At 54.7% G+C, this 26976-nt stretch carries 25 protein-coding genes and 2 rRNA genes; 9 read left to right on the top strand and 18 right to left on the bottom strand.

Features of this window, described 5'->3' with window-relative positions:
* The first annotated feature begins 1 nt into the window (after window position 1).
* The gene (locus V4835_RS06330; RefSeq protein ID WP_008502177.1) at window positions 2-262 is read left to right on the top strand and encodes a YfhL family 4Fe-4S dicluster ferredoxin; all 261 of its coding nucleotides are present in this window, start codon (window positions 2-4) and stop codon (window positions 260-262) included.
* Here V4835_RS06330 and acpS read toward each other — a convergent pair.
* The 12 genes from acpS to rseD form a co-directional block, all read right to left on the bottom strand.
* A complete protein-coding gene (gene acpS / locus V4835_RS06325) occupies window positions 259-639 on the bottom strand; it encodes a holo-ACP synthase (protein WP_023294331.1) in 381 nt (126 codons plus the stop codon). The two genes, V4835_RS06330 and acpS, sit on opposite strands and share 4 nt — an antisense overlap.
* The gene (gene pdxJ / locus V4835_RS06320; protein WP_032659491.1) at window positions 639-1370 is read right to left on the bottom strand and encodes a pyridoxine 5'-phosphate synthase; all 732 of its coding nucleotides are present in this window, start codon (window positions 1368-1370) and stop codon (window positions 639-641) included. Before pdxJ ends, acpS begins: the two co-directional genes overlap by 1 nt.
* Before the next feature lie 33 nt (window positions 1371-1403).
* The gene (gene recO, locus V4835_RS06315) at window positions 1404-2111 is read right to left on the bottom strand and encodes a DNA repair protein RecO (protein WP_063143398.1); all 708 of its coding nucleotides are present in this window, start codon (window positions 2109-2111) and stop codon (window positions 1404-1406) included.
* Between the two features lie 17 nt (window positions 2112-2128).
* Window positions 2129-3034, bottom strand: coding sequence for a GTPase Era (gene era / locus V4835_RS06310; RefSeq protein ID WP_006176722.1), 906 nt, complete (start codon window positions 3032-3034; stop codon window positions 2129-2131).
* Window positions 3031-3711 carry a ribonuclease III gene (gene rnc / locus V4835_RS06305; RefSeq protein ID WP_003860711.1) on the bottom strand — a complete coding sequence of 227 codons (681 nt, stop codon included), beginning with the start codon at window positions 3709-3711 and terminating at the stop codon, window positions 3031-3033. Before rnc ends, era begins: the two co-directional genes overlap by 4 nt.
* Before the next feature lie 222 nt (window positions 3712-3933).
* Entirely contained in the window at window positions 3934-4908 is a 975-nt protein-coding gene (gene lepB, locus V4835_RS06300) for a signal peptidase I (protein ID WP_023308848.1), read from the bottom strand.
* 15 nt (window positions 4909-4923) lie between these two features.
* Window positions 4924-6723, bottom strand: coding sequence for a translation elongation factor 4 (gene lepA / locus V4835_RS06295; RefSeq protein ID WP_063143397.1), 1800 nt, complete (start codon window positions 6721-6723; stop codon window positions 4924-4926).
* Between the two features lie 185 nt (window positions 6724-6908).
* A complete protein-coding gene (gene rseC / locus V4835_RS06290) occupies window positions 6909-7385 on the bottom strand; it encodes a SoxR-reducing system protein RseC (RefSeq protein ID WP_023308850.1) in 477 nt (158 codons plus the stop codon).
* The gene (gene rseB, locus V4835_RS06285; protein ID WP_063143396.1) at window positions 7382-8335 is read right to left on the bottom strand and encodes a sigma-E factor regulatory protein RseB; all 954 of its coding nucleotides are present in this window, start codon (window positions 8333-8335) and stop codon (window positions 7382-7384) included. The genes rseC and rseB overlap by 4 nt, the downstream gene beginning before the upstream one ends.
* Entirely contained in the window at window positions 8335-8985 is a 651-nt protein-coding gene (rseA, locus tag V4835_RS06280; RefSeq protein WP_008502186.1) for an anti-sigma-E factor RseA, read from the bottom strand. Before rseA ends, rseB begins: the two co-directional genes overlap by 1 nt.
* A gap of 31 nt (window positions 8986-9016) precedes the next feature.
* Complete coding sequence (gene rpoE / locus V4835_RS06275; protein ID WP_006176728.1) at window positions 9017-9592, bottom strand: RNA polymerase sigma factor RpoE; 576 nt, start codon at window positions 9590-9592, stop codon at window positions 9017-9019.
* Window positions 9589-9651 carry a rpoE leader peptide RseD gene (gene rseD, locus V4835_RS06270; protein WP_229255512.1) on the bottom strand — a complete coding sequence of 21 codons (63 nt, stop codon included), beginning with the start codon at window positions 9649-9651 and terminating at the stop codon, window positions 9589-9591. Before rseD ends, rpoE begins: the two co-directional genes overlap by 4 nt.
* Window positions 9652-10014: 363 nt before the next feature.
* Here rseD and nadB point away from each other — a divergent pair, with 363 nt between their 5' ends.
* Window positions 10015-11634, top strand: a complete 1620-nt coding sequence (gene nadB / locus V4835_RS06265) for an L-aspartate oxidase (RefSeq protein ID WP_331411552.1) — start codon at window positions 10015-10017, stop codon at window positions 11632-11634.
* On the opposite strand, the gene trmN is transcribed toward nadB, so the two are convergent.
* The gene (gene trmN / locus V4835_RS06260; protein WP_023344703.1) at window positions 11619-12356 is read right to left on the bottom strand and encodes a tRNA(1)(Val) (adenine(37)-N(6))-methyltransferase TrmN; all 738 of its coding nucleotides are present in this window, start codon (window positions 12354-12356) and stop codon (window positions 11619-11621) included. The two genes, nadB and trmN, sit on opposite strands and share 16 nt — an antisense overlap.
* A gap of 132 nt (window positions 12357-12488) precedes the next feature.
* Here trmN and srmB point away from each other — a divergent pair, with 132 nt between their 5' ends.
* Window positions 12489-13817, top strand: a complete 1329-nt coding sequence (gene srmB / locus V4835_RS06255; protein ID WP_331411550.1) for an ATP-dependent RNA helicase SrmB — start codon at window positions 12489-12491, stop codon at window positions 13815-13817.
* Window positions 13818-13867: 50 nt separating this feature from the next.
* Here the strand turns inward: srmB and grcA are convergent, their stop codons facing one another.
* Window positions 13868-14251, bottom strand: a complete 384-nt coding sequence (gene grcA, locus V4835_RS06250; protein WP_008502190.1) for an autonomous glycyl radical cofactor GrcA — start codon at window positions 14249-14251, stop codon at window positions 13868-13870.
* A gap of 313 nt (window positions 14252-14564) precedes the next feature.
* Between grcA and ung the strand changes: the two genes are divergently transcribed.
* On the top strand, window positions 14565-15254 hold the full coding sequence (ung, locus tag V4835_RS06245) for a uracil-DNA glycosylase (RefSeq protein ID WP_023333064.1): 690 nt from the start codon (window positions 14565-14567) through the stop codon (window positions 15252-15254).
* A gap of 40 nt (window positions 15255-15294) precedes the next feature.
* Here ung and V4835_RS06240 read toward each other — a convergent pair whose 3' ends face one another.
* The gene (locus V4835_RS06240; RefSeq protein WP_331411547.1) at window positions 15295-16425 is read right to left on the bottom strand and encodes a tRNA/rRNA methyltransferase; all 1131 of its coding nucleotides are present in this window, start codon (window positions 16423-16425) and stop codon (window positions 15295-15297) included.
* Between the two features lie 204 nt (window positions 16426-16629).
* Here V4835_RS06240 and trxC point away from each other — a divergent pair, with 204 nt between their 5' ends.
* The 5 genes from trxC (at window position 16630) to V4835_RS06210 (ending at window position 22351) form a co-directional block, all read left to right on the top strand.
* On the top strand, window positions 16630-17049 hold the full coding sequence (gene trxC, locus V4835_RS06235; protein ID WP_023308858.1) for a thioredoxin TrxC: 420 nt from the start codon (window positions 16630-16632) through the stop codon (window positions 17047-17049).
* 69 nt (window positions 17050-17118) lie between these two features.
* Window positions 17119-17817 carry a tRNA-uridine aminocarboxypropyltransferase gene (locus V4835_RS06230; protein ID WP_331411545.1) on the top strand — a complete coding sequence of 233 codons (699 nt, stop codon included), beginning with the start codon at window positions 17119-17121 and terminating at the stop codon, window positions 17815-17817.
* Between the two features lie 35 nt (window positions 17818-17852).
* Complete coding sequence (locus tag V4835_RS06225) at window positions 17853-20516, top strand: bifunctional acetate--CoA ligase family protein/GNAT family N-acetyltransferase (RefSeq protein ID WP_331411544.1); 2664 nt, start codon at window positions 17853-17855, stop codon at window positions 20514-20516.
* Window positions 20517-20626: 110 nt separating this feature from the next.
* On the top strand, window positions 20627-21982 hold the full coding sequence (gene pssA, locus V4835_RS06215; protein ID WP_023333068.1) for a CDP-diacylglycerol--serine O-phosphatidyltransferase: 1356 nt from the start codon (window positions 20627-20629) through the stop codon (window positions 21980-21982).
* A gap of 45 nt (window positions 21983-22027) precedes the next feature.
* Window positions 22028-22351: a YfiM family lipoprotein gene (locus tag V4835_RS06210; RefSeq protein WP_331411543.1), complete on the top strand. Its 324-nt coding sequence runs from the start codon at window positions 22028-22030 to the stop codon at window positions 22349-22351.
* Here the strand turns inward: V4835_RS06210 and V4835_RS06205 are convergent.
* The 3 genes from V4835_RS06205 to V4835_RS06195 all read right to left on the bottom strand — a co-directional run bounded on the left by V4835_RS06205 (window position 22348) and on the right by V4835_RS06195 (window position 26948).
* Entirely contained in the window at window positions 22348-23643 is a 1296-nt protein-coding gene (locus V4835_RS06205; protein ID WP_331411542.1) for an MFS transporter, read from the bottom strand. The two genes, V4835_RS06210 and V4835_RS06205, sit on opposite strands and share 4 nt — an antisense overlap.
* A gap of 209 nt (window positions 23644-23852) precedes the next feature.
* Window positions 23853-23968, bottom strand: a 5S ribosomal RNA gene (rrf, locus tag V4835_RS06200).
* Window positions 23969-24042: 74 nt separating this feature from the next.
* Window positions 24043-26948 (bottom strand): 23S ribosomal RNA (locus tag V4835_RS06195).
* Between the last annotated feature and the right edge of the window lie 28 nt (window positions 26949-26976).

Below are 26976 nucleotides of genomic sequence, written 5' to 3'. Positions count from 1 at the left end.
GATGGCGCTGTTAATTACCAAAAAATGCATTAATTGCGATATGTGCGAGCCCGAATGCCCAAACCAGGCGATTTCGATGGGCGACAGCATTTATGAGATTAACAGCGACCGCTGCACGGAATGCATCGGCCACTATGAAACGCCGACCTGTCAGAAAGTGTGCCCGATCCCAAATACCATCCTGAAGGATCCGGCCCACGTCGAGAGCGAAGAGCAGCTATGGGATAAGTTTGTCCTGATGCACCACGCGGACAAGCTTTAACTTTCGATGATCACCGTCGCGCTGGCATAGTGGCGTTCATCCGCGATCGTCACGTGCATGTGGTTCACCCCCAGCTTTTCCGCCAGCTTTTGCGCTTCCCCCCACAGACGCAGGCTTGGCTTACCGAGCTCATCGTTAAACACTTCGAACTGGTTAAACGCCAGGCCGTTACGAATGCCGGTCCCGAAGGCTTTGGCCGCCGCCTCTTTTACCGCAAAGCGCTTTGCCAGAAAGCGCACCGGCTGCTGATGCGCTTCCCAGATGGCCCATTCGTTATCGCTCAGCACGCGTCTTGCGAGGCGATCGCCGCTACGGGCGATCACCGCTTCAATGCGGGCTATTTCAACGATATCGGTACCTAAGCCCAGAATGGCCATTACTGACGCGCTTCCTGCATCAGGCGTTTCATTTCTGAAACCGCCTCTTTCAGACCGCTCATCACCGCACGGCCAATGATGGCGTGGCCGATGTTCAGCTCGTGCATTTCCGGCAGGGCGGCAATGGCCTTCACGTTGTGGTAGGTCAGGCCGTGACCGGCGTTAACCTTCAGGCCCAGGCTTGAGGCATACGTGGCCGCTTTGGCGATACGCTCCAGCTCTTTGGCCTGTTCGGCATCATTTTTGGCATCGGCATAGCAGCCGGTGTGAATTTCGATATACGGTGCGCCCACGTCGGCCGCCGCTTTAATCTGGGCGAAATCGGCGTCGATAAACAGAGAAACCAGGATACCGGCATCCGCCAGACGTTTGCAGGCATCGCGCATTTTGTCGAGCTGCCCGGCCACGTCCAGACCGCCTTCGGTGGTCACTTCCTGGCGTTTTTCCGGCACCAGGCAGCAGAAATGCGGCTGGGTCTCGCAGGCAATGGCCAGCATCTCTTCGGTGACCGCCATCTCCAGATTCATACGGGTGTCCAGCGTCTGACGCAGAATGCGCACGTCACGGTCAGTAATGTGGCGACGGTCTTCACGCAGGTGAACGGTAATGCCGTCGGCGCCAGCCTGCTCAGCGATAAACGCCGCCTGAACCGGATCGGGATACGCCGTGCCGCGCGCATTACGCAGCGTGGCGATGTGGTCGATGTTGACGCCTAAAAGTAATTCAGCCATGACAATCCTCGGTTTTCTTTTCGATTCTGTGGTCTAACGTTTCGGCACAAACTGCCTGAATAATTCGCGGCTCTTTAAAGGCTTGCCGCCAAGATACGGCTTGAGGGCAATCCGGGTAAAGCGTTTTGCTGCGCGTAAGGTTTCCTGATCGGGAAACTCGCGCTCATACAGCGCCCGGAGCTGGCGCCCGGTAAAGGTGCTGTTGTCTATCACAATACTGGCAATGAAGCCTTTTTCTTCGCGGTAGCGGTAGGTCATGGTGTCTTCCACTTCGTCACCGCTGCCCGCACAGTGCAGAAAATCTACGCCGTACCCGAGGTGGCCCAGCAGCGCCAGCTCAAAACGACGCAAGGCAGGTTCAGGCGTACCGGTTGCGCCAGCCAGCGCCTGGATACAGTGCAGATAATCGAAGAAAAGTTCAGAGAAGCGAGTCTCATGCTCAAGAACTCGTGAGATGAGTTCGTTGACATACAGACCGCTGTAGAGGGTGATGCCAGAAAGAGGAAGCGCCAGGGAGACGGCTTCGGCACTGCGCAGGGTTTTGACCTCCCCTCGCCCACCAAAGCGTACCAGCAGCGGTGTGAAAGGCTGTAGGGCACCTTTCAGATTAGAACGTTTGGAACGTGCGCCTTTCGCAACAAGGCGCACGCGACCCGACTCTTCCGTGAAGACGTCCAGCATGAGGCTGGTTTCGCTCCAGGGACGACTATGCAGGACAAAGGCGCGCTGCCATCCATCCATATGCTCGTCGTCTTAAGTTACTGGTCTTCGCCGTAACCGAGGCTGCGCAGAGCACGCTCATCATCGGCCCAGCCAGATTTCACTTTCACCCACAGTTCGAGGTGAACCGGCGCTTCGAACATCTCCATCATGTCCTTACGGGCTTCGATACCGATGGTTTTGATCTTGGCCCCTTTGTTGCCGATCACCATCTTCTTCTGCCCTTCGCGCTCAACGAGGATCAAACCGTTGATGTCATAGCCGCCACGCTCGTTGGTCTGGAAACGCTCGATCTCCACCGTCACAGAGTACGGCAGCTCAGCGCCCAGGAAACGCATCAGCTTTTCACGGATGATTTCAGACGCCATAAAGCGCTGAGAGCGATCGGTGATGTAGTCTTCCGGGAAGTGATGAATCGCTTCCGGCAGATGCTTACGCACGATGCCCGCGATGGTATCAACGTTCAGGCCGGTCTCAGCAGACAGCGGAACGATGTCGAGGAAGTTCATCTGGCTTCCAAGCCACTGCAGATGCGGCAGCAGGTCGGCCTTTTCCTGCACGTTATCAACTTTGTTGACCGCGAGGATGACCGGCGTTTTGCCGTCACGCAGCTTGTTCAGCACCATCTCGTCGTCCGGCGTCCAGCGGGTACCTTCAACAACGAAAATCACCAGCTCTACGTCGCCAATCGAGCTGCTCGCCGCCTTGTTCATCAGGCGGTTAATGGCGCGCTTTTCTTCCATGTGCAGGCCCGGGGTATCGACGTAGATCGCCTGATACGCGCCTTCAGTATGGATGCCGACGATGCGGTGACGCGTGGTCTGCGCCTTACGCGAGGTGATAGAAATCTTCTGCCCGAGCAGATTATTCAACAGGGTGGATTTGCCGACGTTCGGACGTCCGACGATGGCAATAAATCCGCAATAGGTTTTTTCTTCGCTCATTCCAGCTCCAGCATTTTTAACGCCTGTTCGGCGGCAGCCTGTTCAGCCTTACGACGGCTTGAACCTGTGCCCACCACCGGTTCACTCAGGCCACTGACCTGGCAATGGATGGTAAATTCCTGATCGTGCGCTTCGCCACGTACCTGCACCACCAGATAAGATGGCAGCGGCAGATGACGACCCTGCAAATATTCCTGCAGACGCGTTTTCGGATCTTTTTGTTTATCGCCCGGACTGATTTCGTCCAGACGGGTCTGATACCAGTTCAGGATCAGCTTTTCTACGGTCTGGATATCGCTGTCCAGGAACACACCACCAATTAATGCTTCGACCGTATCGGCAAGAATAGATTCACGACGGAAGCCGCCGCTTTTCAGTTCACCCGGTCCAAGACGCAGACATTCGCCCAGCTCAAATTCGCGCGCGATTTCCGCAAGGGTATTACCCCGAACCAGCGTGGCACGCATGCGGCTCATATCCCCTTCATCCACACGCGGGAAACGGTGATAAAGCGCATTCGCAATCACGAAACTTAAAATAGAGTCGCCTAAAAACTCGAGACGCTCATTATGTTTGCTGCTGGCACTGCGGTGGGTTAATGCCTGTTGCAACAACTCCTGATGATGAAAAGTGTAGCCCAGCTTCCGTTGAAGCCGATTAATTACGATGGGGTTCATGCGATACCAATAAATGAATGCGTCAAAAATGCAGCACACGAAACCGACCTGAGAAGACCAACGCGGTTTCGTGTGCCGTGGCACCCTTGCAGGGCCAACCTTAAACTTCGGGGGAATATTCTATACACAACGACAGGGGATGTCGTTAGTTCGAAGAGATTTATCGTGGAAATAATTCACGTAGCCGCTAATTAAAGCGGCTACGCGTTCATTTATTGAGAATTAATGGATTCCGCCGATACGATTCAGGCGTACACCGGTCGGCCATTCGCCTTCCTGCTTCTCAAAACTCATCCAGATGGCGGTAGCTTTACCCACCAGATTCGCTTCCGGCACAAAGCCCCAGTAACGGCTGTCCGCAGAGTTATCCCGGTTGTCACCCATCATGAAGTAATGTCCTGGCGGTACAATCCAGCTCGCCAGCTGCTGGCCCGGCTGGCGATAGTACATACCCAGCTGATCCTGCGCGATTGGCACGGTGAGGATACGGTGCGTCACATCGCCCAGCGTCTCTTTGCGCTCTACCAGACGGATGCCGTCCTCTTTGGTTTCACCTTTCGGTACCTGGAAGAATCCGCTGGTCGCTTCGCCGCCATTACGACGGGCGAAGGTCTGCACAAAATCACTTGGCTCAACGTTTGAGTAGGTGATTGGCAGCGCGTTTTCACATGCGGTACCGGAGCTGCAGCCCGGCTGAACGGTGACTTCTTTCGCTACCGGATCGTAAGTGACTTTATCACCCGGCAGGCCTACCGCACGCTTGATGTAGTCCAGGCGCGGATCTTCCGGATATTTGAACACCACGATGTCGCCACGTTTCGGATGACCGGTTTCGATCAGCGTTTTCTGGTAGATAGGATCTTTAATGCCGTAGGCAAACTTCTCTACCAGAATAAAATCACCAATCAGCAGCGTTGGCATCATTGAACCTGATGGGATTTGGAACGGCTCGTAAATAAACGAACGTACCACCAGCACAATCGCCAGCACCGGAAATACCGAGGCGCCCGTTTCCAGCCAGCCCGGTTTCGGGCCGACCTTCTTCAGGGTTTTCGCGTCAATCCCATCGCCAGTGGCTGCCTGTGCGGCAGCCTGACGTTCACGACGTTTTGGGGCGAAGATAAACTTATCCAGACACCACAGCAGACCTGTCACCAGGGTAGCAATGACCAGGATCAGGGCAAACATGTTCGCCATGCCAACTCCTTAGGGTTATTTGCCGTCTTTACCAACGTGAAGGATGGCAAGGAATGCTTCCTGCGGCAGCTCGACGTTACCGACCTGCTTCATACGCTTCTTACCGTCTTTCTGCTTCTGCAGCAGCTTTTTCTTACGGCTGACGTCACCGCCATAGCACTTGGCCAGAACGTTTTTACGCAGCTGTTTCACGGTTGAACGCGCGATAATGTGGTTGCCAATGGCCGCCTGAATCGCGATATCGAACTGCTGACGCGGGATCAGCTCTTTCATCTTCTCAACCAGCTCGCGGCCACGGTATGGCGCATTGTCGTTGTGGGTGATCAGCGCCAGCGCATCCACGCGCTCGCCGTTGATCAGCACGTCCACACGCACCATGTTGGAGGCCTGGAAGCGTTTGAAGTTGTAATCCAGTGACGCATAGCCACGGGAGGTGGACTTCAGACGGTCAAAGAAGTCGAGAACCACTTCCGCCATTGGGATTTCATAGGTCAGCGCCACCTGGTTACCGTGGTAAACCATGTTAGTCTGCACGCCACGCTTCTCAATACACAGCGTAATGACGTTACCCAGGAACTCCTGCGGCAGCAGCATGTGACACTCTGCAATAGGCTCACGCAGTTCATGAATGTTGTTCAGCGGCGGCAGCTTGGACGGGCTATCGACGTAGATCACTTCTTTCGAGGTGGTTTCAACTTCATACACTACGGTCGGTGCCGTGGTGATCAGATCCAGATCGTATTCACGTTCCAGACGCTCCTGAATGATCTCCATGTGCAGCAGACCGAGGAAGCCACAGCGGAAGCCGAAGCCCAGCGCCGTTGAGCTTTCTGGCTCGTAGAACAGGGAAGCATCGTTCAGGCTCAGCTTACCGAGCGCGTCACGGAAGTTTTCATAGTCGTCAGAGCTGACCGGGAACAGGCCCGCATAAACCTGCGGTTTCACCTTTTTAAAGCCTGGCAGCGCTTTATCTGCCGGGTTACGCGCACCGGTCAGGGTATCGCCCACCGGCGCGCCGAGGATGTCTTTAATGGCGCAGACCAGCCAGCCTACCTCGCCGCACGTCAGCTCGGTACGGTCAACCTGTTTTGGCGTGAAGATACCCAGACGGTCGGCGTTGTAGACCTGCCCGGTACTCATTACCTTGATTTTGTCGCCTTTACGCATGGTGCCGTTTTTAATACGCACCAGTGAGACAACGCCCAGATAGTTATCGAACCAGGAGTCGATAATCAGCGCCTGGAGTGGCGCATCCGGATCGCCTTCCGGGGCCGGAATGTCACGTACCAGGCGTTCCAGCACGTCGGTTACGCCCACACCGGTTTTCGCGGAGCAGCGCACGGCGTCGGTCGCGTCAATGCCGACAATATCTTCAATCTCTTCCGCTACGCGCTCAGGATCGGCGGCTGGCAGGTCGATCTTGTTCAGAACCGGCACAACTTCGAGATCCATTTCCATCGCGGTGTAGCAGTTTGCCAGGGTCTGGGCTTCAACGCCCTGCCCGGCATCCACCACCAGCAGCGCGCCTTCACAGGCCGCGAGCGAGCGTGAAACCTCATAGGAGAAGTCAACGTGGCCTGGGGTGTCGATAAAGTTCAGTTGATAGGTTTCACCATCAGCCGCTTTGTAATCAAGCGTAACGCTCTGCGCTTTAATGGTGATACCGCGTTCGCGTTCCAGGTCCATGGAGTCCAGAACCTGGGCTTCCATTTCACGATCAGACAGGCCACCGCAAATCTGGATAATACGGTCAGACAGCGTCGACTTACCGTGGTCAATGTGAGCAATGATCGAAAAGTTACGTATGTTCTTCATATAGTTAAATAATTATGCCTTACGAATTCCTGGAGGCCGCTGTTCTTAGCCTGACGTTTTTCAGTGCGAAAACGCAGCATTCTACACTACATCCTCGCTACCTGGAAATGCACTTAGAGACAGGTATAGCGTGAAGAAAGGACGTTTTCTGTTTTAGGGTGTAAAAAATGATAAAGCCCGATGGATCACCGGGCCTCAGAAGAGAGCGTTTCAACACGAAGCTGATCTGGTGCCAGCCCAACGCTGAGAATGACAGGCTGCCACTCCTCGCGCGCGGCGAGCGTCGGGGAGAGACCTTTGGCAAGCCAGAATCCCCCTACGCCACCCAATGCGGCACCGCACATGGCGGCCACATCGGTACCAAACAGCATCTGAAACAGGCCGCCCATAATAAACAGCCCGACCAGAGGAGAGAGGTACACCAGCATGGCGGAACTGAGCAGACTGCCTTCCGCGATGCCCAGCTCTACCTTTTGCCCCGCCATCAGCGGCTGTTCGCTTGGCACAGAAATCGTGTGTGATGTTTGCGGCCCGAGCTTATTCAGCACGCGGCTGCCGCAGCCGGCGCGGGATGCGCAGCTATTACATGAGGCTTTTACATCGCAGCTCACCAGCGCAATGCCGTTCTGCCACGAGACAACCGTCGCCCACTCTTTGATCATTGTGCGGCCCTGAATTTAATGCTGTCGGAGATGCGCTTCGCCGTTTGCGGAGGAAGTTCTCCCACAATGGTGATCTCTGCGTTATCGCGGACCGTTGTACTCACCGTACGGCGTCCGGTACGCAGCATTTGTTCGGCGCTGTTTGCCGTTGCGCGATTGATATTCACCGAGAAGCTGAACAAGCCGTCGGAATAGAGGCGCGATTCCACCGGCGTTTCAATCGTTGGCAGCTGGCGACGGCTGCTGGATACTTCGCTAAATCCTTGCGGGATCCAGGCAGGTACCCAGTTGAAATTAACGGTATCCCCGGCAGGTACAGAAAGCAGCGGCGGCAGGCTGGCCTTAGCCAGGTTCTGCATGCTGTTACCAACCTGATTGTTCACGCTGAAGGAGATAACCCGGAACTGTTCCAGCGTTTCACCGTCACGGTCGAGGAGGTCAACACGCATGGGGAGTTTGGTTTCGGCGTCAATCCAGACGATATAGCTGTAGCGCGTTCCGTCCCGGGCAACAACGCGAATCACCTCGCACAGTCTGTCCGCGATACGGGTACGCCCTACCGAAATAAAATCGTAGTAAGGGGCAAGCCGTTTGAAGTCGGTGTAAATGAGTGACGGCAGAGAATCAACAATATAGTCGCCATTCAGCGTGAAAGGCTCCAGGCCTGGCTCGAAATAGCTGATTTCGTTACCACGCTGGACAACTTCCCGACGCGGGCCATCCATCTGTAAAAGCTGGGAGAGCGGCTGATTATCAAGACGGGCATGACGATAGCGTAACGACTCTACGCCCTGCTTATTAATGCTGATAAATGCCAACTCGTAATTGAGTGACTGGCTGGCCAGATTCATTTGCTGCAACAACGCCCCGGATGAAACATCAGCCGAGGCGTTGGCAGAGAAGAACAGGCTACCCGCCATCAGAGACATGGCGAACCAAAGTTGCTTCATTACTGCGATTGCGTTCCTAAAGTTTGGTTTCCGGGCACCTGCACAGCAGCTTGCTGTGTCTGGGCCTGCTCAAACTGAAGCTGTTCAGAGTGCAGACGACGCTGCAACTCGTAATCCTGCAACATCGCATTAATGCGACGGCGCTGCTCCTGAACCTGCTGCTGCTGACCGCCGCTGGCGGAAGCATCAGCCGGTACGCCCAGGCTTACCGGGCTGGCTTTGCCCATCATCGGCAGTGTGTTAAACACTGGCGCTTCTGGCTGCTGATTAGTTTCAGACTGAGTATTATAGTGCTGGACGCCAACAATAACTGCAAGCGATACGCATGCAGCCACACCCATTTGGGTAAGCTGGCTGGCCCACGGACGCACCTTTTGCCAGAACGGCATTTTCTGCCACTGGTGAGGCGCGGGTTGAGCTTCAGGAATCAGCGGAGTGGTCTGATGAACAGGCTCATTCTCAATCGCCGCCATGACGCGGGCTGAGATATCGAAATGGAGAACCTCGCCGGTGTCACCGCGAAGGGTGTCACGGATGAGATGGTAACTCTCCCAGGTCTCTTGCATTTCGGGTGAATGAGACAGCTCGTTGAGCAGCTCACTATCCACCGTTTCACCATCCATTAAAGCGGAAAGTTTTTCTTTCTGCATGCCTAATACCTTTTCCAGTATCCCGCTATCGTCAACGCCTGATAAGCGGTTGAACTTTATTATCAATAGCTTCTCGCGCACGGAAAATTCGTGAACGTACCGTGCCGACCGGACAATCCATGATAGCGGCTATCTCTTCATAGCTCAGACCATCCAGCTCCCGTAACGTAATTGCCATGCGTAAATCTTCCGGGAGCGACTCGATCGTGCGAAAAACGATTTGTCTCAGTTCTTCTGACAACATTAAGTTCTCAGGGTTCGAAATTTCTTTCAATGCGCCGCCACTTTCGAAGTTTTCGGCGTCGATTGCGTCCACATCACTTGAAGGCGGACGACGGCCCTGAGCGACCAGATAATTCTTTGCCGTATTGACCGCAATACGGTACAGCCAGGTATAAAAAGCACTATCTCCCCGGAAAGAATCCAGCGCGCGATAGGCCTTAATAAAAGACTCTTGCACCACATCAGGCACATCGCCTGACGGTACATAGCGGGAAACCAGGCTCGCCACCTTATGCTGGTAGCGCACCACCAGTAGGTTAAAGGCTTTCTGATCTCCCTTCTGGACCCGTTCAACCAGGACCTGGTCCGTTAACTGCTCGCTCATCCGAGGTAATGTCTCCCCAAACCTAAATTCCACGCGTTATCGAAACGCCACTCTAAAATACCGCACTTTGAGCAAGCACCGATTTAGAGTGTCTGATCTTCAATAAGTTCCGTAACGCCTTTGTTTTTGTTCATCGCGCCGCAGACCGTTCATTTTCTCTCATTATAAGTCTGTTCACGATACGCACCACTTTCTGACAAGAAACATCTTTTTCCCGCCAGAAGAGTAACGCAACACAGGCTTTATTTCACCACAAAATCTGACGCTAACGATCTGCTTCGCAAAATAATTTCACTCATTTACCCTCCGTTTACCTCCGCTTACGCGTTTAGCCATTGCAACAGCCTCTAAAAAAAACGTGCGATATATCGCATTCGGGTGCTATTCTGCCCCAACACTGTTTAGTAAATTAAACAACAATCATGAACACAACACCTGAACTTCATTGTGATGTACTGATCATCGGCAGCGGCGCTGCCGGTCTCTCGCTGGCGCTGCGCCTGGCCGAGCATCAAAACGTTATCGTTCTAAGTAAAGGACCGATAAGTGAAGGTTCCACGTTTTATGCCCAGGGCGGTATTGCCGCCGTGTTTGATGAAACAGACAGCATTGCATCCCACGTCGACGATACGCTGATTGCTGGGGCCGGGATCGTTGATGCGCACGCCGCGGAGTTTGTCGCCAGCAATGCCCGCCACTGCGTTCAGTGGCTCATCGACCAGGGCGTCTTATTCGACACTCAGATTCAACCCAACGGTGAAGAGAGCTACCACCTGACACGCGAAGGCGGCCATAGCCACCGCCGCATCCTGCACGCAGCGGATGCCACCGGAAAAGAAGTGGAAACTACGCTTGTCAGTAAAGCGCTGAACCATCCTAATATTCGCGTTCTCGAGCGAAGTAATGCCGTTGACCTGATCATTTCCGACAAGATTGGCCTGCCCGGCACGCGTCGCGTGGTGGGCGCCTGGGTCTGGAATCGTAATAAAGAGAAGGTGGAAACCTGCCGGGCGAAGGCTGTGGTGCTGGCGACGGGCGGCGCCTCCAAGGTGTATCAGTACACCACGAACCCGGACATTGCCTCCGGAGACGGTATCGCGATGGCCTGGCGCGCCGGCTGCCGGGTGGCGAACCTCGAGTTTAATCAGTTTCACCCAACGGCCCTGTTCCACCCTCAGGCGCGCAACTTCCTGCTGACGGAAGCCCTGCGCGGTGAAGGCGCTTATCTGAAGCGCCCTGACGGCTCCCGCTTTATGCCCGACTTTGACGCCAGGGGTGAACTGGCCCCGCGCGATATCGTTGCCCGCGCCATCGATCATGAAATGAAACGTCTTGGCGTGGACTGCATGTATCTGGATATCAGCCATAAGCCAGCAGAGTTCATTCGCCAGCATTTCCCGATGATTTACGAAAAGCTGCTCAATCTTGGCATTGATTTAACGCGCGATCCGGTGCCCATTGTGCCTGCGGCCCACTATACCTGCGGTGGCGTGATGGTTGACGATCATGGACGTACCGATGTGGACGGTCTGTATGCTATCGGTGAGGTCAGCTATACCGGACTTCACGGCGCGAACCGTATGGCCTCTAACTCGCTGCTTGAATGTCTGGTGTACGGCTGGTCAGCAGCGGAAGACATCACCAAGCGCATGCCTTATGCCCGCGAGACAGAGCACCTGCCTGCCTGGGATGAAAGCCGCGTGGATAATCCGGACGAGCTGGTCGTGATCCAGCACAACTGGCATGAGCTACGGCTGTTTATGTGGGACTACGTGGGGATTGTGCGCACCACGAAACGCCTGGAACGCGCCTTGCGCCGCATCACCATGCTGCAGCAGGAAATTGATGAGTACTATGCCAATTTCCGCGTATCCAATAACCTGCTGGAGCTGCGCAATCTGGTGCAGGTTGCCGAGCTGATTGTTCGCTGCGCGATGATGCGTAAAGAGAGCCGCGGGCTGCACTATACCCTGGACTACCCGGATCAGCTTGCTGAGTCCGGCCCGTCAATACTCGCCCCACAGGTTTACATAAACAGATAAAACGCCTGGGTCAGGGCAGTGTAATCTTCGGAATAACGCTGGTCTGGCCCACGGATCACCATTCGGTCATTAAAGCATTCACCCTCTTTTGGCGAGAGCGCCAGCAGCACGCGGTGCGGCAGTCGTCCTTCCGTATCCGAAATATCGGTACGCAGACGTAACGTCCAGCCGATCTCCTGCGCGATACCGATGAACGTGTTGCCGGTACTCTCTGGTAGGACCACACAGAAAAAACCTTCTTCTGAGATGAGTTCTGCCGCACTGGTGAGCAGCGCTTTATGATCGAGGGAGCCGGTATAACGCGCCTGTTCACGCTCGGGTGTCCCGCACTCAACGCCGGGCTCGTAGTAGGGAGGGTTGCTGACGATCAGATCGTAACGAGCGGTTTGTTCAGGCGCCCAGGCCAGCACATCTGCGCATTCCACCTTCATTCGGGCCGCCCACGGAGATTCGGCCATATTGTCACTCGCCTGCTCTGCGGCCTGCGCATCCAGCTCGACGGCATCAATGGTGACATGTTCTTCCGTACGCTGCGCCAGCATCAACGCCACCAGCCCGCTGCCGGTACCGATATCAAGAATACGCTTAACGCCTGCGACAGGCGCCCACGCTCCCAGTAAAATACCGTCTGTACCGACTTTCATGGCACAGCGATCGTGGGCGACAAAAAATTGTTTAAACGTAAAACCATCGCGGCGCAGCTGCGCTTTGAGTTGAGACATGTCAGGGCAACCTTCTAACTGAAACTGGAGTAGCATAGGGGAAAGCGAAGTGGCCGAAAAGCGATATCCATACAAACAGATGAAGATTACAGCCGTAACGTCTATAATCAGCGCCCCACACAGAGGTAGAACATGACTGTAACGACTTTTTCCGAACTTGAACTCGATGAAAGCCTGCTCAATGCACTTGAGAGCAAAGGCTTTACACGCCCGACCGCCATTCAGGCAGCGGCCATTCCGCCTGCGCTTGAGGGCCGCGATGTGCTCGGTTCTGCGCCAACCGGCACGGGGAAGACAGCAGCCTATTTGCTGCCTGTGTTGCAGCATCTGCTCGACTTCCCACGTAAAAAATCTGGCCCGCCGCGTATTTTAATCCTGACGCCTACGCGCGAACTGGCAATGCAGGTTGCCGATCACGCGCGTGAACTCGCGGCAAATACTCATCTGGATATCGCCACCATCACCGGCGGCGTTGCGTATATGAACCACGCCGAAGTGTTCAGCGAAAACCAGGACATCGTCGTTGCGACGACGGGCCGTCTGCTGCAGTACATTAAAGAAGAGAACTTCGACTGCCGCGCGGTTGAAACGCTGATCCTCGACGAAGCCGACCGTATGCTGGACTTGGGCTTCGCACAGGATATCGAGCACATTGCCGGGGAAACGCGCTGGCGTAACCAGACGATGCTGTTCTCTGCCACCCTCGAAGGGGAAGCGATCAAAGACTTCGCAGAGCGTCTGCTGGAAGATCCGGTGGAAGTCTCGGCGACGCCGTCCACCCGCGAGCGTAAGAAGATCCACCAGTGGTACTACCGCGCGGACAACCTCGAGCACAAGGTCGAATTGCTTAAACACCTGCTGAAGCAGGAAGATGCTCTGCGCACAATCGTGTTTGTGCGCAAGCGCGAGCGCGTGCACGAGCTGGCTGAAATGCTGCGTAACGCCGGGATCAACAACTGCTATCTTGAAGGCGAGATGGCGCAGATCAAGCGTACCGAAGGCATCAAGCGCCTGACCGACGGCCGCGTTAACGTGCTGGTTGCGACTGACGTTGCCGCTCGTGGGATCGACATCCCGGACGTCAGCCACGTCATTAACTTCGATATGCCGCGCAGCGGAGATACCTACCTGCACCGTATTGGCCGTACCGGCCGCGCGGGCCGCAAAGGGATTGCGATTTCACTGGTCGAAGCGCATGACTACCTGCTGCTGCAGAAGATTGGCCGCTATGTTGATGAGCCGCTGAAAGCGCGCGTTATTGACGAACTCCGCCCGACCACGCGCGCGCCGAGTGAAAAGATGACGGGTAAACCGTCCAAGAAAGCGCTCGCGAAACGTGCTGAGAGAAAAGAGAAAGAAAAAGAGAAACCGCGCGTGAAGCAGCGCCACCGCGATACCAAAAATATTGGTAAGCGCCGTAAGCCAAGCTCTGCCGCGCCAGAGACGAAAACTGAAGAGTAAAAAAAAGCCGGGGATTTCCCCGGCTTTTTTATTCCCCCCTGCTGAAGCCGTTACAGGCTTTCAGTAAAGGTACGGGCAATAACGTCGCGCTGCTGTTCTGGAGTCAGTGAGTTAAAGCGAACCGCATAGCCGGACACGCGGATAGTCAGCTGCGGGTATTTTTCAGGGTGCTCAACCGCGTCCATCAGCGTTTCGCGGCGCAGTACATTTACGTTCAGGTGCTGACCACCTTCCACGCGCACTTCCGGTTTCACTTCCATTGGAATTTCACGGTACTCGATTTCGCCCAGTTTGCTCACCGGCACGATTTCATCTTCAGCAAAACCCGCTTTCGCAACGACACAGCGCGCTTCGTTTTTCTCGCTGTCCAGCAGCCAGAAAGAATTGAGCAGATCGTCATTTGCAGCTTTAGTAATCTGGATACCTGTAATCATGTGTTGCCTCCCTAGGCTACATTAACTGATGTCGGCCTCTCGCGGCCAATTGGTAAAACCATTGTTTCTTGTGTGTATATATATCATTCACACCCCGGTGATTTATTGATTTAAATCAACAAAAACACCAACCACATAAAGAGTGTGGTTTGAGTTTATTGTTTTAGATCAATTTCGCAGCCTTACCAATTCAACTCGCCCTGCATCTTTTCAAAATAAATTTAGCCACTTAGCGCACTTTTCAGCGCGTAATTTTGCTCACCGGGGTTAAACAGGTAAGCTAGTCGCAGATTGAGATTCGCAGGAGAGCGAGATGACAACACCTTTAACCTGGCATGACGTGCTGGCAGAAGAAAAGCAGCAGCCTTATTTTATCAATACGCTCAGCACCGTTGCCGCTGAGCGTCAGTCCGGACAGACGATTTACCCGCCGCAGAAAGATGTGTTCAACGCCTTTCGCTACACCGAACTGAGCGATGTGAAAGTGGTGATTTTGGGCCAGGATCCCTATCACGGCCCAGGGCAGGCGCATGGGCTGGCGTTTTCCGTCCGTCCGGGCGTGGCTATCCCTCCTTCTCTGCTCAACATGTATAAAGAGCTTGAGGGAACCGTGCCCGGGTTTACCCGGCCAAACCACGGCTACCTGGAAAGCTGGGCGCGCCAGGGCGTGCTGTTACTGAATACGGTGCTTACCGTACGGGCGGGCCAGGCGCACTCGCACGCCAGCCTTGGGTGGGAGACCTTTACCGATAAAGTCATCAGCCTTATCAACGAGCATCGTGAAGGGGTCGTGTTTTTACTCTGGGGTTCTCACGCGCAGAAGAAAGGGGCGATTATCGATCGTCAGCGTCATCACGTGTTGAAAGCACCGCACCCGTCACCGCTGTCTGCGCATCGCGGTTTCTTTGGCAGTAATCATTTTGTTCTGGCGAATGAATGGCTGGAAAAACGTGGCGAAACGCCAATTGACTGGATGCCTGTATTACCGGCAGAGAGCGAGTAGGATTTGAATGTGCCGGGTCAGGCCCGGCACATTAAGAGGCTTATGCCTTGTTCTGACGCCACCACTCGGCCAGCAGTACGCCGGTCGCAACGGATACGTTCAGACTTTCCACATTGCCTGTTCCGTCGATAGAGACGCTCAGATCCGCACTGGAGAGCGCCGCGTCAGACAGACCATCGCGCTCCTGACCCAGCACCAGAACCATTTTACGCGGCAGCGTCGCTTTAAACAGCGGCGTACCGGCATGGCTCGAGGTGGTCACGATGGAGTAGCCCGCTTTGCGGAACTGCTCAAGGGCGTCCAGAACGCTGTCGCCGGTGATCGGCTGTACGTGCTCGGCTCCGCCTTCCGCAGTACGGATCGCGGCGCCGGATTCCAGCAGCGCGGCATCCTGCAACAGCACGCCTTTCACGCCAAAGTGCGCGCAGCTGCGCATCATTGCGCCCAGGTTGTGCGGGTTACCCACGTCTTCCAGCGCCAGCACGCAGTCATCGGCATCTGCCTGGCTGACCCACTGCTGCACGGTCGTGCCGTTACGTTTTTTGATCAGGAAGCAGACGCCGCCGTGGTGTTCAGTACCGGACGCTTTGGTCAGCTCGGCATCATCCACGACGTGGTAGGCTTTGCGGTTCGCGGCCATCCAGCGCAGCGCTTCTTTGAAGCGCGGGGTCACGCTCTGGATGAACCAGGCGCGGACGATACACTCAGGACGGCTCTGGAACAGCGCCTGGCAGGCGTTCTCGCCATACACGCGGGTCTCTTCTGCACGCTGACGGCGCAGCACTTCCGGATCGATAAAGCTTTTACCGCTGATACCGCCGTGATCGGCTTTTTCCGGCGTCTCATCGCCAGGGGCGCGAGAAACGGTGCGCCACGGGGAGGCATTATCGCGTGAGAAGTCATCACGCGGACGATCGTCGCGTGGACGTTCACTGCGTGGGCGGTCGGAACGCGGACGGTCATCGCGTTTGCGATCGTCACGTTTGCGGTCATCACCGCGGTTATTTCTGTCATCGCGGGCGGGGCGACGGCCACCGTCTGCACGAGAAGACGCCGGACGCCCGCCACCTTTTCCGGTACGCGGATTTTGGGTGCGTTTATCAGAGTCATCATCACTGCGGACATACATCACTTTGACCTTGCCGCTTTTGTTTTTCATTTCGTCGTTCATGCTTTTCTCCACCAGCGCTGCGCGAAGCGCGCAGATTACCCGATGTGCCAGCGCATAGCCATAATTTCGTACAAAAGCCTGTGACTATTGTTCTCATTGAATAAAACGCATTGTTGTTTCAAACAGGCTCATTGATAATATGTAACATATTAGAAACATTATCGGCGTTCCGCCGCTGTCCCGCGGCTCTATCAGAGGTTAGTTATGAATACCGTATGTGCCAACTGTCAGGCTCTTAATCGCATTCCGGACGATCGGATGGAAGATGGTGCGAAATGCGGACGTTGTGGCCATGAATTATTTGATGGCGATGTCATTAACGCGACGGGTGCTACGCTGGACAAACTCCTCAAGGACGATCTTCCTGTCGTGATCGATTTCTGGGCGCCATGGTGCGGTCCATGCCGTAGCTTCGCGCCGATCTTCGAAGATGTGGCCGAAGAGCGCAGCGGAAAAATGCGGTTCGTTAAGGTCAATACCGAAGCCGAACCCGAACTGAGCGCGCGTTTTCGTATTCGCAGCATCCCGACCATTATGATTTTCAAAAATGGTGAAGTGATCGATATGCTCAACGGTGCGGTTCCAAAAGCGCCTTTTGAAAGCTGGTTAAACGAGTCGCTGTAACATTCACGGGGCACACCTTGTGCCCCGCTCCCGCCTCTGCGAAAATAGTGTTTTTCCTGCATTTCGCCCATGACTGATAACGCTGTCCTTAAATTACGCGCCGAACGCCTTGCGCGCGCCACCCGACCGTTCCTCGCCCGAGGCAACCGTATTCGCCGCTGTCAGCGCTGCCTGCTGCCGCTGAAGGTTTGTCTGTGCGAGACGCTGGCTCCGAGTACGGCGGAGAGCCGTTTTTGTCTGGTCATGTTCGATACCGAGCCGATGAAACCCAGCAATACGGGGCGTCTTATCGCCGATATTCTGCCGGATACCGCCGCGTTTCAGTGGTCCCGTACGGAGCCACCTCAGGCCCTGCTCGACTTAGTGGCAAGCAAGGACTATCAGCCGATGGTCGTTTTCCCCGCGTCATATGCACGCGTGGATCGCCAGGTGCTTTCAGTGCCGCCATCCGGTAAACCACCGCTGTTTATTATGCTGGACGGCACCTGGACCGAAGCGCGAAAAATGTTTCGCAAAAGCCCCTATCTCGACGCGCTGCCGGTGATTTCTGTCGATCTTTCCCGCGTCTCCGCCTACCGCCTGCGTGAAGCACATGCTGACGGGCAATACTGCACCGCCGAAGTAGCCATTGCGCTTCTGGATTTAGCGGGAGATACCGCCGCAGCTGGTGCCCTGGGCAACCATTTCTCATGCTTCCGGGAGCGCTATCTGGCGGGAAAAACCGTTCATAAGGGCAGCGTCACAGCACTCGAGCCAGAAAGCGTTTAAAATCATCAGGTCGCTTGCATTCACAGGAGGCCTGCATGAGCCAGCGAGGGTTAGAAGCGCTACTTCGTCCTAAATCCATTGCCGTCATCGGCGCATCAATGAAACCGGATCGTGCTGGCTATCTGATGATGCGCAACCTGCTGGCCGGGGGATTTAATGGCCCCGTCATGCCCGTCACGCCGGCTTATAAGGCCGTTCAGGGGGTGCTTGCATGGCCTGACGTACAAAGCCTGCCTTTCGTGCCGGATCTTGCCGTACTCTGTACAAACGCGAAGCGTAACCTGGAACTGCTGGAATCACTCGGCAAGAAGGGGTGTAAAACCTGCATTATTCTCTCGTCTCCCCCTGAACAGAAAGCCGAGCTTCTGGCCTGCGCCAGCCGCTATCAAATGCGCATTCTTGGGCCAAACAGCCTGGGCCTGCTCGCCCCCTGGCAGGGGCTGAATGCCAGTTTCTCCCCGGTTCCGATCCGCAAAGGCAAACTCGCGTTTATTTCGCAGTCGGCTGCGGTATCGAACACCATCCTCGACTGGGCGCAGCAGCGTGAAATGGGATTCTCCTACTTCATTGCCCTGGGCGACAGCCTGGATATCGATGTTGATGAGCTACTGGATTTTCTGGCGCGTGACGGCAAAACCAGTGCGATCCTGCTTTATCTTGAGCACCTCAGCGACGCCCGGCGTTTTGTCTCGGCTTCGCGAAGCGCTTCGCGCAATAAGCCGATCCTGGTGATCAAAAGCGGACGAAGCCCTGCGGCGCAGCGTCTGCTGCATTCGCATTCCGGCATGGATCCCGCCTGGGACGCCGCCATCCAGCGCGCGGGGTTGCTGCGGGTACAGGATACGCACGAGCTTTTTTCCGCCGTTGAGACGTTAAGCCATATGCGTCCGCTGCGCGGCGAGAAGTTGATGATTGTTAGTAACGGTGCAGCCCCTGCCGCGCTCGCGCTGGATGAGCTTTGGCGGCGCTTCGGCAAGCTGGCTACGCTGAATGAAGAGACGCTGCAGCGCCTGAAAGAAGCGCTTCCAAGCAGCGTGACGCCCGGCAATCCGCTTGATTTGCGCGATGACGCCAGCAGTGACCGCTATACCAGGGCAATCTCCATTTTGCTGGATAGCCAGGATTTTGATGCGCTGATGATTATCCACTCTCCCAGCGCGGTCGCACCGGGCAGCGAAAGCGCGCGGGCGCTCATTGACGCCGTGTGCAACCATCCGCGAGGCAAATATGTCACCCTGCTTACCAACTGGTGCGGTGAATTTTCTTCTCAGGAGGCGCGGCGCTTGTTCAGCGAGGCCGGGCTGCCGACCTACCGCACGCCGGAAGGCACCATCACCGCGTTCATGCATATGGTGGAATATCGCCGCAACCAGAAACAGCTGCGTGAGACGCCGGCTTTGCCCGGAAATCTGACGGCGAACACCGTCGACGTTCATCGGCTGTTGCAGCAGGCCATCGAAGAAGGCGCGACGTCGCTTGATACGCATGAGGTCCAGCCCATTCTGGGCAGCTACGGGATGCAAACCCTGCCGACCTGGATCGCCAGCGACAGCGCTGAGGCCGTGCATATTGCCGAGCAAATTGGCTATCCGGTTGCCCTGAAGCTGCGCTCCCCGGATATCCCGCATAAGTCTGATGTTCAGGGGGTTATGTTATACCTGCGTACGGCGAGTGAGGTGCAGCAGGCAGCTGATGCCATTTTCGACCGGGTCAAAATGGCCTGGCCGCAGGCAAGGATCCACGGATTGCTGGTGCAAAGCATGGCCAACCGCGCTGGGGCTCAGGAATTACGGGTAGTGGTCGAACACGATCCCGTCTTCGGCCCGCTCATTATGCTGGGAGAGGGCGGCGTTGAGTGGCGCCCGGAGGAGCAGGCCGTGGTCGCTTTACCGCCGCTGAACATGAACCTGGCGCGTTATCTGATCATCCAGGCGATTAAAAGTAAAAAGATCCGTGGCCGGAGCGCGCTGCGTCCGCTTGATATTGCCGGGTTAAGCCAGTTCCTGGTGCAGGTTTCTAACCTGATTGTGGACTGTGCCGAGATCCAGCGGCTGGACATTCATCCGCTGCTCGCCTCCGGCAATGAGTTTACGGCGCTGGACGTGACCCTGGATATCGCACCCTTCGAAGGAGACAGAGAGAGCCGTCTGGCAATCCGCCCGTATCCCCTGCAGCTGGAGGAGTGGGTTGAGATGAAGAATGGGGAACGCGCCTTGTTCCGCCCTATTCTGCCGGAAGATGAGCCCCAGCTGCGAGCCTTTATCTCTCAGGTCACGAAAGAGGATCTTTATTATCGCTATTTTAGCGAAATCAACGAATTTACCCACGATGATTTAGCCAATATGACCCAGATCGACTACGATCGAGAAATGGCGTTTGTTGCCGTTCGTCGCTCCGATAAGGGGGATGAGATCCTCGGCGTCACGCGTGCTATTTCTGACCCGGATAACGTCGATGCGGAGTTTGCGGTGCTGGTGCGCTCCGATCTTAAAGGCCTGGGTCTGGGAAGACGGCTGCTGGAAAAACTCATCAGTTATACGCGAGATCACGGATTATTACGCCTCAATGGCATTACTATGCCTAACAATCGCGGTATGGTGACCCTGGCGCGAAAACTTGGGTTTGACGTTGATATTCAGCTGGACGAAGGTATTGTGGCCTTGTCCCTCAGTCTGACATCAGCAGACAAACGCGAGTAAGCTACTGGAAATGTTACCCACTTTGGACGGGACTGGTGGTATCATTGTCCGCTTATGTTGTTTGCATGGTACAGACAACCCTTCAATGAACAGAGAAGAAACGCACTGTGATGTTGTCAAAATTTAAGCGTAATAAACATCAACAACACCTTGCTCAACTACCGAAGATTTCTCAGTCAGTTGATGATGTAGAGTTCTTTTACGCTCCCGCTCATTTTCGGGAGACGCTTCTGGAAAAGATTGCCAGCGCCACGCGACGCATTTGCATTGTTGCGCTGTATCTTGAACAGGATGAAGGCGGGCGCGCGATCCTGAACGCGCTCTATGAAGCCAAACGTCAGCGCCCGGAACTCGATGTTCGCGTGCTGGTCGACTGGCATCGCGCTCAGCGTGGCCGCATTGGCGCTGCCGCGTCAAACACCAACGCTGACTGGTATTGCCGCACGGCGCAGGAAAACCCTGGCGTCGATGTGCCTGTTTATGGCGTCCCGGTTAATACCCGTGAAGCGCTCGGCGTACTTCATTTCAAGGGCTTCATCATTGATGACAGCGTGCTTTACAGCGGCGCAAGTCTGAATGATGTTTACCTTCATCAGCTCGATAAATATCGCTACGACCGCTACCATCTGATCCGTAATCCGCAGATGGCCGATATCATGTTTAACTGGGTTGATAAAAATCTGGTCCATGGCCGCGGTGTTAATCGCCTTGACGATCCCGAGCGTCCTAAAAGCCCGGAAATCAAAAACGATGTTCGCGCCTTCCGCCAGGAGCTGCGTGATGCGGTCTATCATTTCCAGGGCGATGCGAACAACGAAGAGTTATCCGTTACCCCGCTGGTAGGACTCGGCAAATCAAGCCTGCTGAACAAAACGATCTTCCATCTGATGCCGTGTGCGGAGCAGAAACTCACTATCTGTACGCCGTACTTCAACCTTCCTGCCGTGCTAGTGCGTAATATCATTCAGCTGCTGCGCGACGGTAAAAAGGTGGAAATCATCGTTGGTGATAAAACCGCAAACGACTTCTTCATTCCTGAAGATCAGCCTTTCAAAATCATCGGTGCGCTGCCTTACCTCTATGAGATTAATCTGCGCCGTTTCCTGAGCCGTTTACAGTATTACGTAAACACTGACCAGCTGGTTGTGCGTCTCTGGAAAGATGAGGACAACACATACCATCTGAAAGGAATGTGGGTCGACGATGAGTGGATGCTGCTGACCGGTAACAACCTGAACCCACGCGCGTGGCGACTGGATCTGGAAAACGCTATCCTGATCCATGACCCGCAGCATGAGTTAGCCGCAAAACGTGAGCGTGAGCTCGAGCTGATTCGCACACATACCACTGTGGTTAATCATTACCGCGAACTGCAGAGCATCGCCGATTACCCGGTAAAAGTTCGCAAGCTTATCCGCCGCTTACGTCGTATCCGTATCGACCGACTTATCAGCCGTATTCTGTAATGTCCAGGCCCTGCCACCCGCAGGGCTTTTTTATGGGGCCCGTTGATGCGTATTCCTCTGTTACTGAGCGTCTTCTTTCTAAGTGGCTGTAGCCATATGGCCAACGATAGCTGGTCCGGACAGGATAAAGCACAGCATTTCATTGCTTCCGCTATGTTGTCCGCAGCCGGTAATGAATATGCGCAGCATCAGGGATACAGTCGGGATCGTAGCGCGGCGATAGGGTTGATGTTCTCAGTGGGTCTTGGGGCATCAAAAGAACTGTGGGATAGCCGCCCCGCAGGGAGCGGCTGGAGCTGGAAAGATTTCGCCTGGGATGTCGCCGGCGCAACGACCGGCTATGCCGTGTGGCAGATGGCGCGCTATTAAAGTCGAATGCCTTTCCCTTTGCGATGCAGCATCAGGGAAACAACAAAGGCCAGTGCGCCCATTATCGTTACGTACCAGAAGAATGTCGTTTCACTTCCCCATGATTTAAGCGACAACGCAACATACTCCGCCGATCCGCCAAATAGCGCATTAGCAACCGCATAAGATAGCCCTACCCCTAAAGCACGTACCTGCGCAGGGAACATTTCAGCTTTCAGTATCCCACTGATAGAGGTATAGAAACTGACAATCACCATCGCCAGCATCACCAGCGCAAACGCGGCATACGGTGAAGTCACATGCTGAAGGGCAGACAGAATAGGTACGGTACATAACGCCGACAGCCCGCCAAAAATCAGCATCGACGTGCGTCGACCGATTTTATCCGAGAGCGCACCGATAATCGGTTGTATGAGCATAAAGACAAACAACGCCACGGTCATGACTACGCTGGCGACATTTGCGTGCATGCCGGTGGTGTTCACCAGGTACTTTTGCATATAGGTGGTGAACGTGTAGAAACTAAGAGAGCCGCCCGCAGTAAAGCCCAGCACCATAAGGAAAGCTTTGCGGTTACGCCATAATCCTTTGAATGTTCCCGCCTCCTTCAGCGTTCTGACTTCCTTCTGAGAGGTTTCATCTAGCTGACGGCGTAGCCAAAGTGCGACGATCGCCAGCACAGCGCCCATCGCGAAAGGAATTCGCCATCCCCAGGCGTGAAGTTGTTCGTCCGTCAAAATCTGCTGCAGGATCACCACCACAAGAATGGCCAGCAGTTGACCACCAATCAGCGTGACGTACTGGAATGAGGCGTAAAAACCTTTACGGCCTTCCAGTGCAATCTCACTCATGTAGGTCGCACTGGTACCGTATTCACCGCCCACCGATAATCCCTGGAATAAGCGGGCCAGTAAAAGTAGCGCCGGTGCCCAGGTACCAATCGATTCATATCCCGGTAAACAGGCGATCACCAGAGAGCCAAAGCACATCATACACACCGAGATCAGCATAGAAGCCTTACGCCCGCGACGATCCGCAATGCGGCCAAACAGCCAGCCCCCGATGGGCCGCATTAAAAATCCTGCGGCAAATACCCCCGCCGTTTGAAGAAGTTGCGTGGTGGTGTTGCCGGAGGGGAAGAAAATATGTGCGAAATAGAGTGAACAGAATGAGTAGACGTAAAAGTCGAACCATTCAACCAGATTCCCTGAAGAGGCGCTGACGATTGCCCATACCCTTCTTCGGGTATCACTGTTAGCCAGCGTCCCGTTTGATGTAATACTTTCTGTCATTGTGATTATGCTCCTGCCATAAACAGCGGCGTATTGAGCCAGGAGACTCAATTACCTCGTAAATGAAATGTTATAATTTTGTTATAAATAACATTGAGACAGAGATCACACATTCCATTAGCAGGATAAGGGATTAAGAGAAAGGCCAGATTGGGAAAGCACAAAGCAAAAAACCCCGCACCTTACGGTACGGGGTTCTTCTAATTGATGCCTGGCAGTTCCCTACTCTCGCATGGGGAGACCCCACACTACCATCGGCGCTACGGCGTTTCACTTCTGAGTTCGGCATGGGGTCAGGTGGGACCACCGCGCTAAAGCCGCCAGGCAAATTCTGTTAAATCTGTATCAGGCTGAAATTGATTGTCTGTCTCTCGTCCGCCGAAACAGCTTCGGCGTTGTAAGGTTAAGCCTCACGGTTCATTAGTATCGGTTAGCTCAACGCATCGCTGCGCTTACACACCCGACCTATCAACGTCGTAGTCTTCAACGTTCCTTCAGGACTCTCAAGGAGTCAGGGAGAACTCATCTCGGGGCAAGTTTCGTGCTTAGATGCTTTCAGCACTTATCTTTTCCGCATTTAGCTACCGGGCAATGCCATTGGCATGACAACCCGAACACCAGTGATGCGTCCACTCCGGTCCTCTCGTACTAGGAGCAGCCCCCCTCAATTCTCCAGCGCCCACGGCAGATAGGGACCGAACTGTCTCACGACGTTCTAAACCCAGCTCGCGTACCACTTTAAATGGCGAACAGCCATACCCTTGGGACCTACTTCAGCCCCAGGATGTGATGAGCCGACATCGAGGTGCCAAACACCGCCGTCGATATGAACTCTTGGGCGGTATCAGCCTGTTATCCCCGGAGTACCTTTTATCCGTTGAGCGATGGCCCTTCCATTCAGAACCACCGGATCACTATGACCTGCTTTCGCACCTGCTCGAGCCGTCACTCTCGCAGTCAAGCTAGCTTATGCCATTGCACTAACCTCCTGATGTCCGACCAGGATTAGCTAACCTTCGTGCTCCTCCGTTACTCTTTGGGAGGAGACCGCCCCAGTCAAACTACCCACCAGACACTGTCCGCAACCCGGATTACGGGTCTACGTTAGAACACCAGCCATTAAAGGGTGGTATTTCAAGGTCGGCTCCACGCAGACTGGCGTCCACGCTTCAAAGCCTCCCACCTATCCTACACATCAAGGACCAGTGTTCAGTGTCAAGCTATAGTAAAGGTTCACGGGGTCTTTCCGTCTTGCCGCGGGTACACTGCATCTTCACAGCGAGTTCAATTTCACTGAGTCTCGGGTGGAGACAGCCTGGCCATCATTACGCCATTCGTGCAGGTCGGAACTTACCCGACAAGGAATTTCGCTACCTTAGGACCGTTATAGTTACGGCCGCCGTTTACCGGGGCTTCGATCAAGAGCTTCGCGTTGCCGCTAACCCCATCAATTAACCTTCCGGCACCGGGCAGGCGTCACACCGTATACGTCCACTTTCGTGTTTGCACAGTGCTGTGTTTTTAATAAACAGTTGCAGCCAGCTGGTATCTTCGACTGATTTCAGCTCCACCCGCAGGGGCTTCACCTACATATCAGCGTGCCTTCTCCCGAAGTTACGGCACCATTTTGCCTAGTTCCTTCACCCGAGTTCTCTCAAGCGCCTTGGTATTCTCTACCTGACCACCTGTGTCGGTTTGGGGTACGATTTCGTGTTACCTGATGCTTAGAGGCTTTTCCTGGAAGCAGGGCATTTGTTACTTCAGCACCGTAGTGCCTCGTCATCACACCTCAGCGTTAAAAGAGTTCCGGATTTACCTAAAACTCCCGCCTACATGCTTAAACCGGGACAACCGTCGCCCGGCTAACATAGCCTTCTCCGTCCCCCCTTCGCAGTAACACCAAGTACAGGAATATTAACCTGTTTCCCATCGACTACGCCTTTCGGCCTCGCCTTAGGGGTCGACTCACCCTGCCCCGATTAACGTTGGACAGGAACCCTTGGTCTTCCGGCGTGCGGGCTTTTCACCCGCATTATCGTTACTTATGTCAGCATTCGCACTTCTGATACCTCCAGCACCCCTCACAGGACACCTTCAACGGCTTACAGAACGCTCCCCTACCCAACAACGCATAAGCGTCGCTGCCGCAGCTTCGGTGCATGGTTTAGCCCCGTTACATCTTCCGCGCAGGCCGACTCGACCAGTGAGCTATTACGCTTTCTTTAAATGATGGCTGCTTCTAAGCCAACATCCTGGCTGTCTGTGCCTTCCCACATCGTTTCCCACTTAACCATGACTTTGGGACCTTAGCTGGCGGTCTGGGTTGTTTCCCTCTTCACGACGGACGTTAGCACCCGCCGTGTGTCTCCCGTGATAACATTCTTCGGTATTCGTAGTTTGCATCGGGTTGGTAAGCCGGGATGGCCCCCTAGCCGAAACAGTGCTCTACCCCCGAAGATGAGTTCACGAGGCGCTACCTAAATAGCTTTCGGGGAGAACCAGCTATCTCCCGGTTTGATTGGCCTTTCACCCCCAGCCACAAGTCATCCGCTAATTTTTCAACATTAGTCGGTTCGGTCCTCCAGTTAGTGTTACCCAACCTTCAACCTGCCCATGGCTAGATCACCGGGTTTCGGGTCTATACCCTGCAACTTAACGCCCAGTTAAGACTCGGTTTCCCTTCGGCTCCCCTATACGGTTAACCTTGCTACAGAATATAAGTCGCTGACCCATTATACAAAAGGTACGCAGTCACACCACGAAGGTGCTCCCACTGCTTGTACGTACACGGTTTCAGGTTCTTTTTCACTCCCCTCGCCGGGGTTCTTTTCGCCTTTCCCTCACGGTACTGGTTCACTATCGGTCAGTCAGGAGTATTTAGCCTTGGAGGATGGTCCCCCCATATTCAGACAGGATACCACGTGTCCCGCCCTACTCTTCGAGTTCACAGCCTGTGTGCTTTCGTGTACGGGACTGTCACCCTGTACCGTGCGACTTTCCAGACGCTTCCACTAACACACAAGCTGATTCAGACTCTGGGCTGCTCCCCGTTCGCTCGCCGCTACTGGGGGAATCTCGGTTGATTTCTTTTCCTCGGGGTACTTAGATGTTTCAGTTCCCCCGGTTCGCCTCGTTAACCTATGTATTCAGTTAACGATAGTGCAACGAATCACACTGGGTTTCCCCATTCGGACATCGCCGGGTCAAAGGTTCATATCACCTCGCCGGCGCTTTTCGCAGATTAGCACGTCCTTCATCGCCTCTGACTGCCAGGGCATCCACCGTGTACGCTTAGTCGCTTAACCTCACAACCCGAAGATGTTTCTTTCGATT

Origin of the sequence: Enterobacter cloacae complex sp. CARB60 (assembly GCF_036487345.1) — a bacterium.
In the GTDB taxonomy this organism is placed as follows: Bacteria; Pseudomonadota; Gammaproteobacteria; order Enterobacterales; family Enterobacteriaceae; genus Enterobacter; species Enterobacter asburiae_D.
Note: the sequence above shows the minus strand (reverse complement) of the source record. Positions and strands in the feature narration are given on the sequence as shown.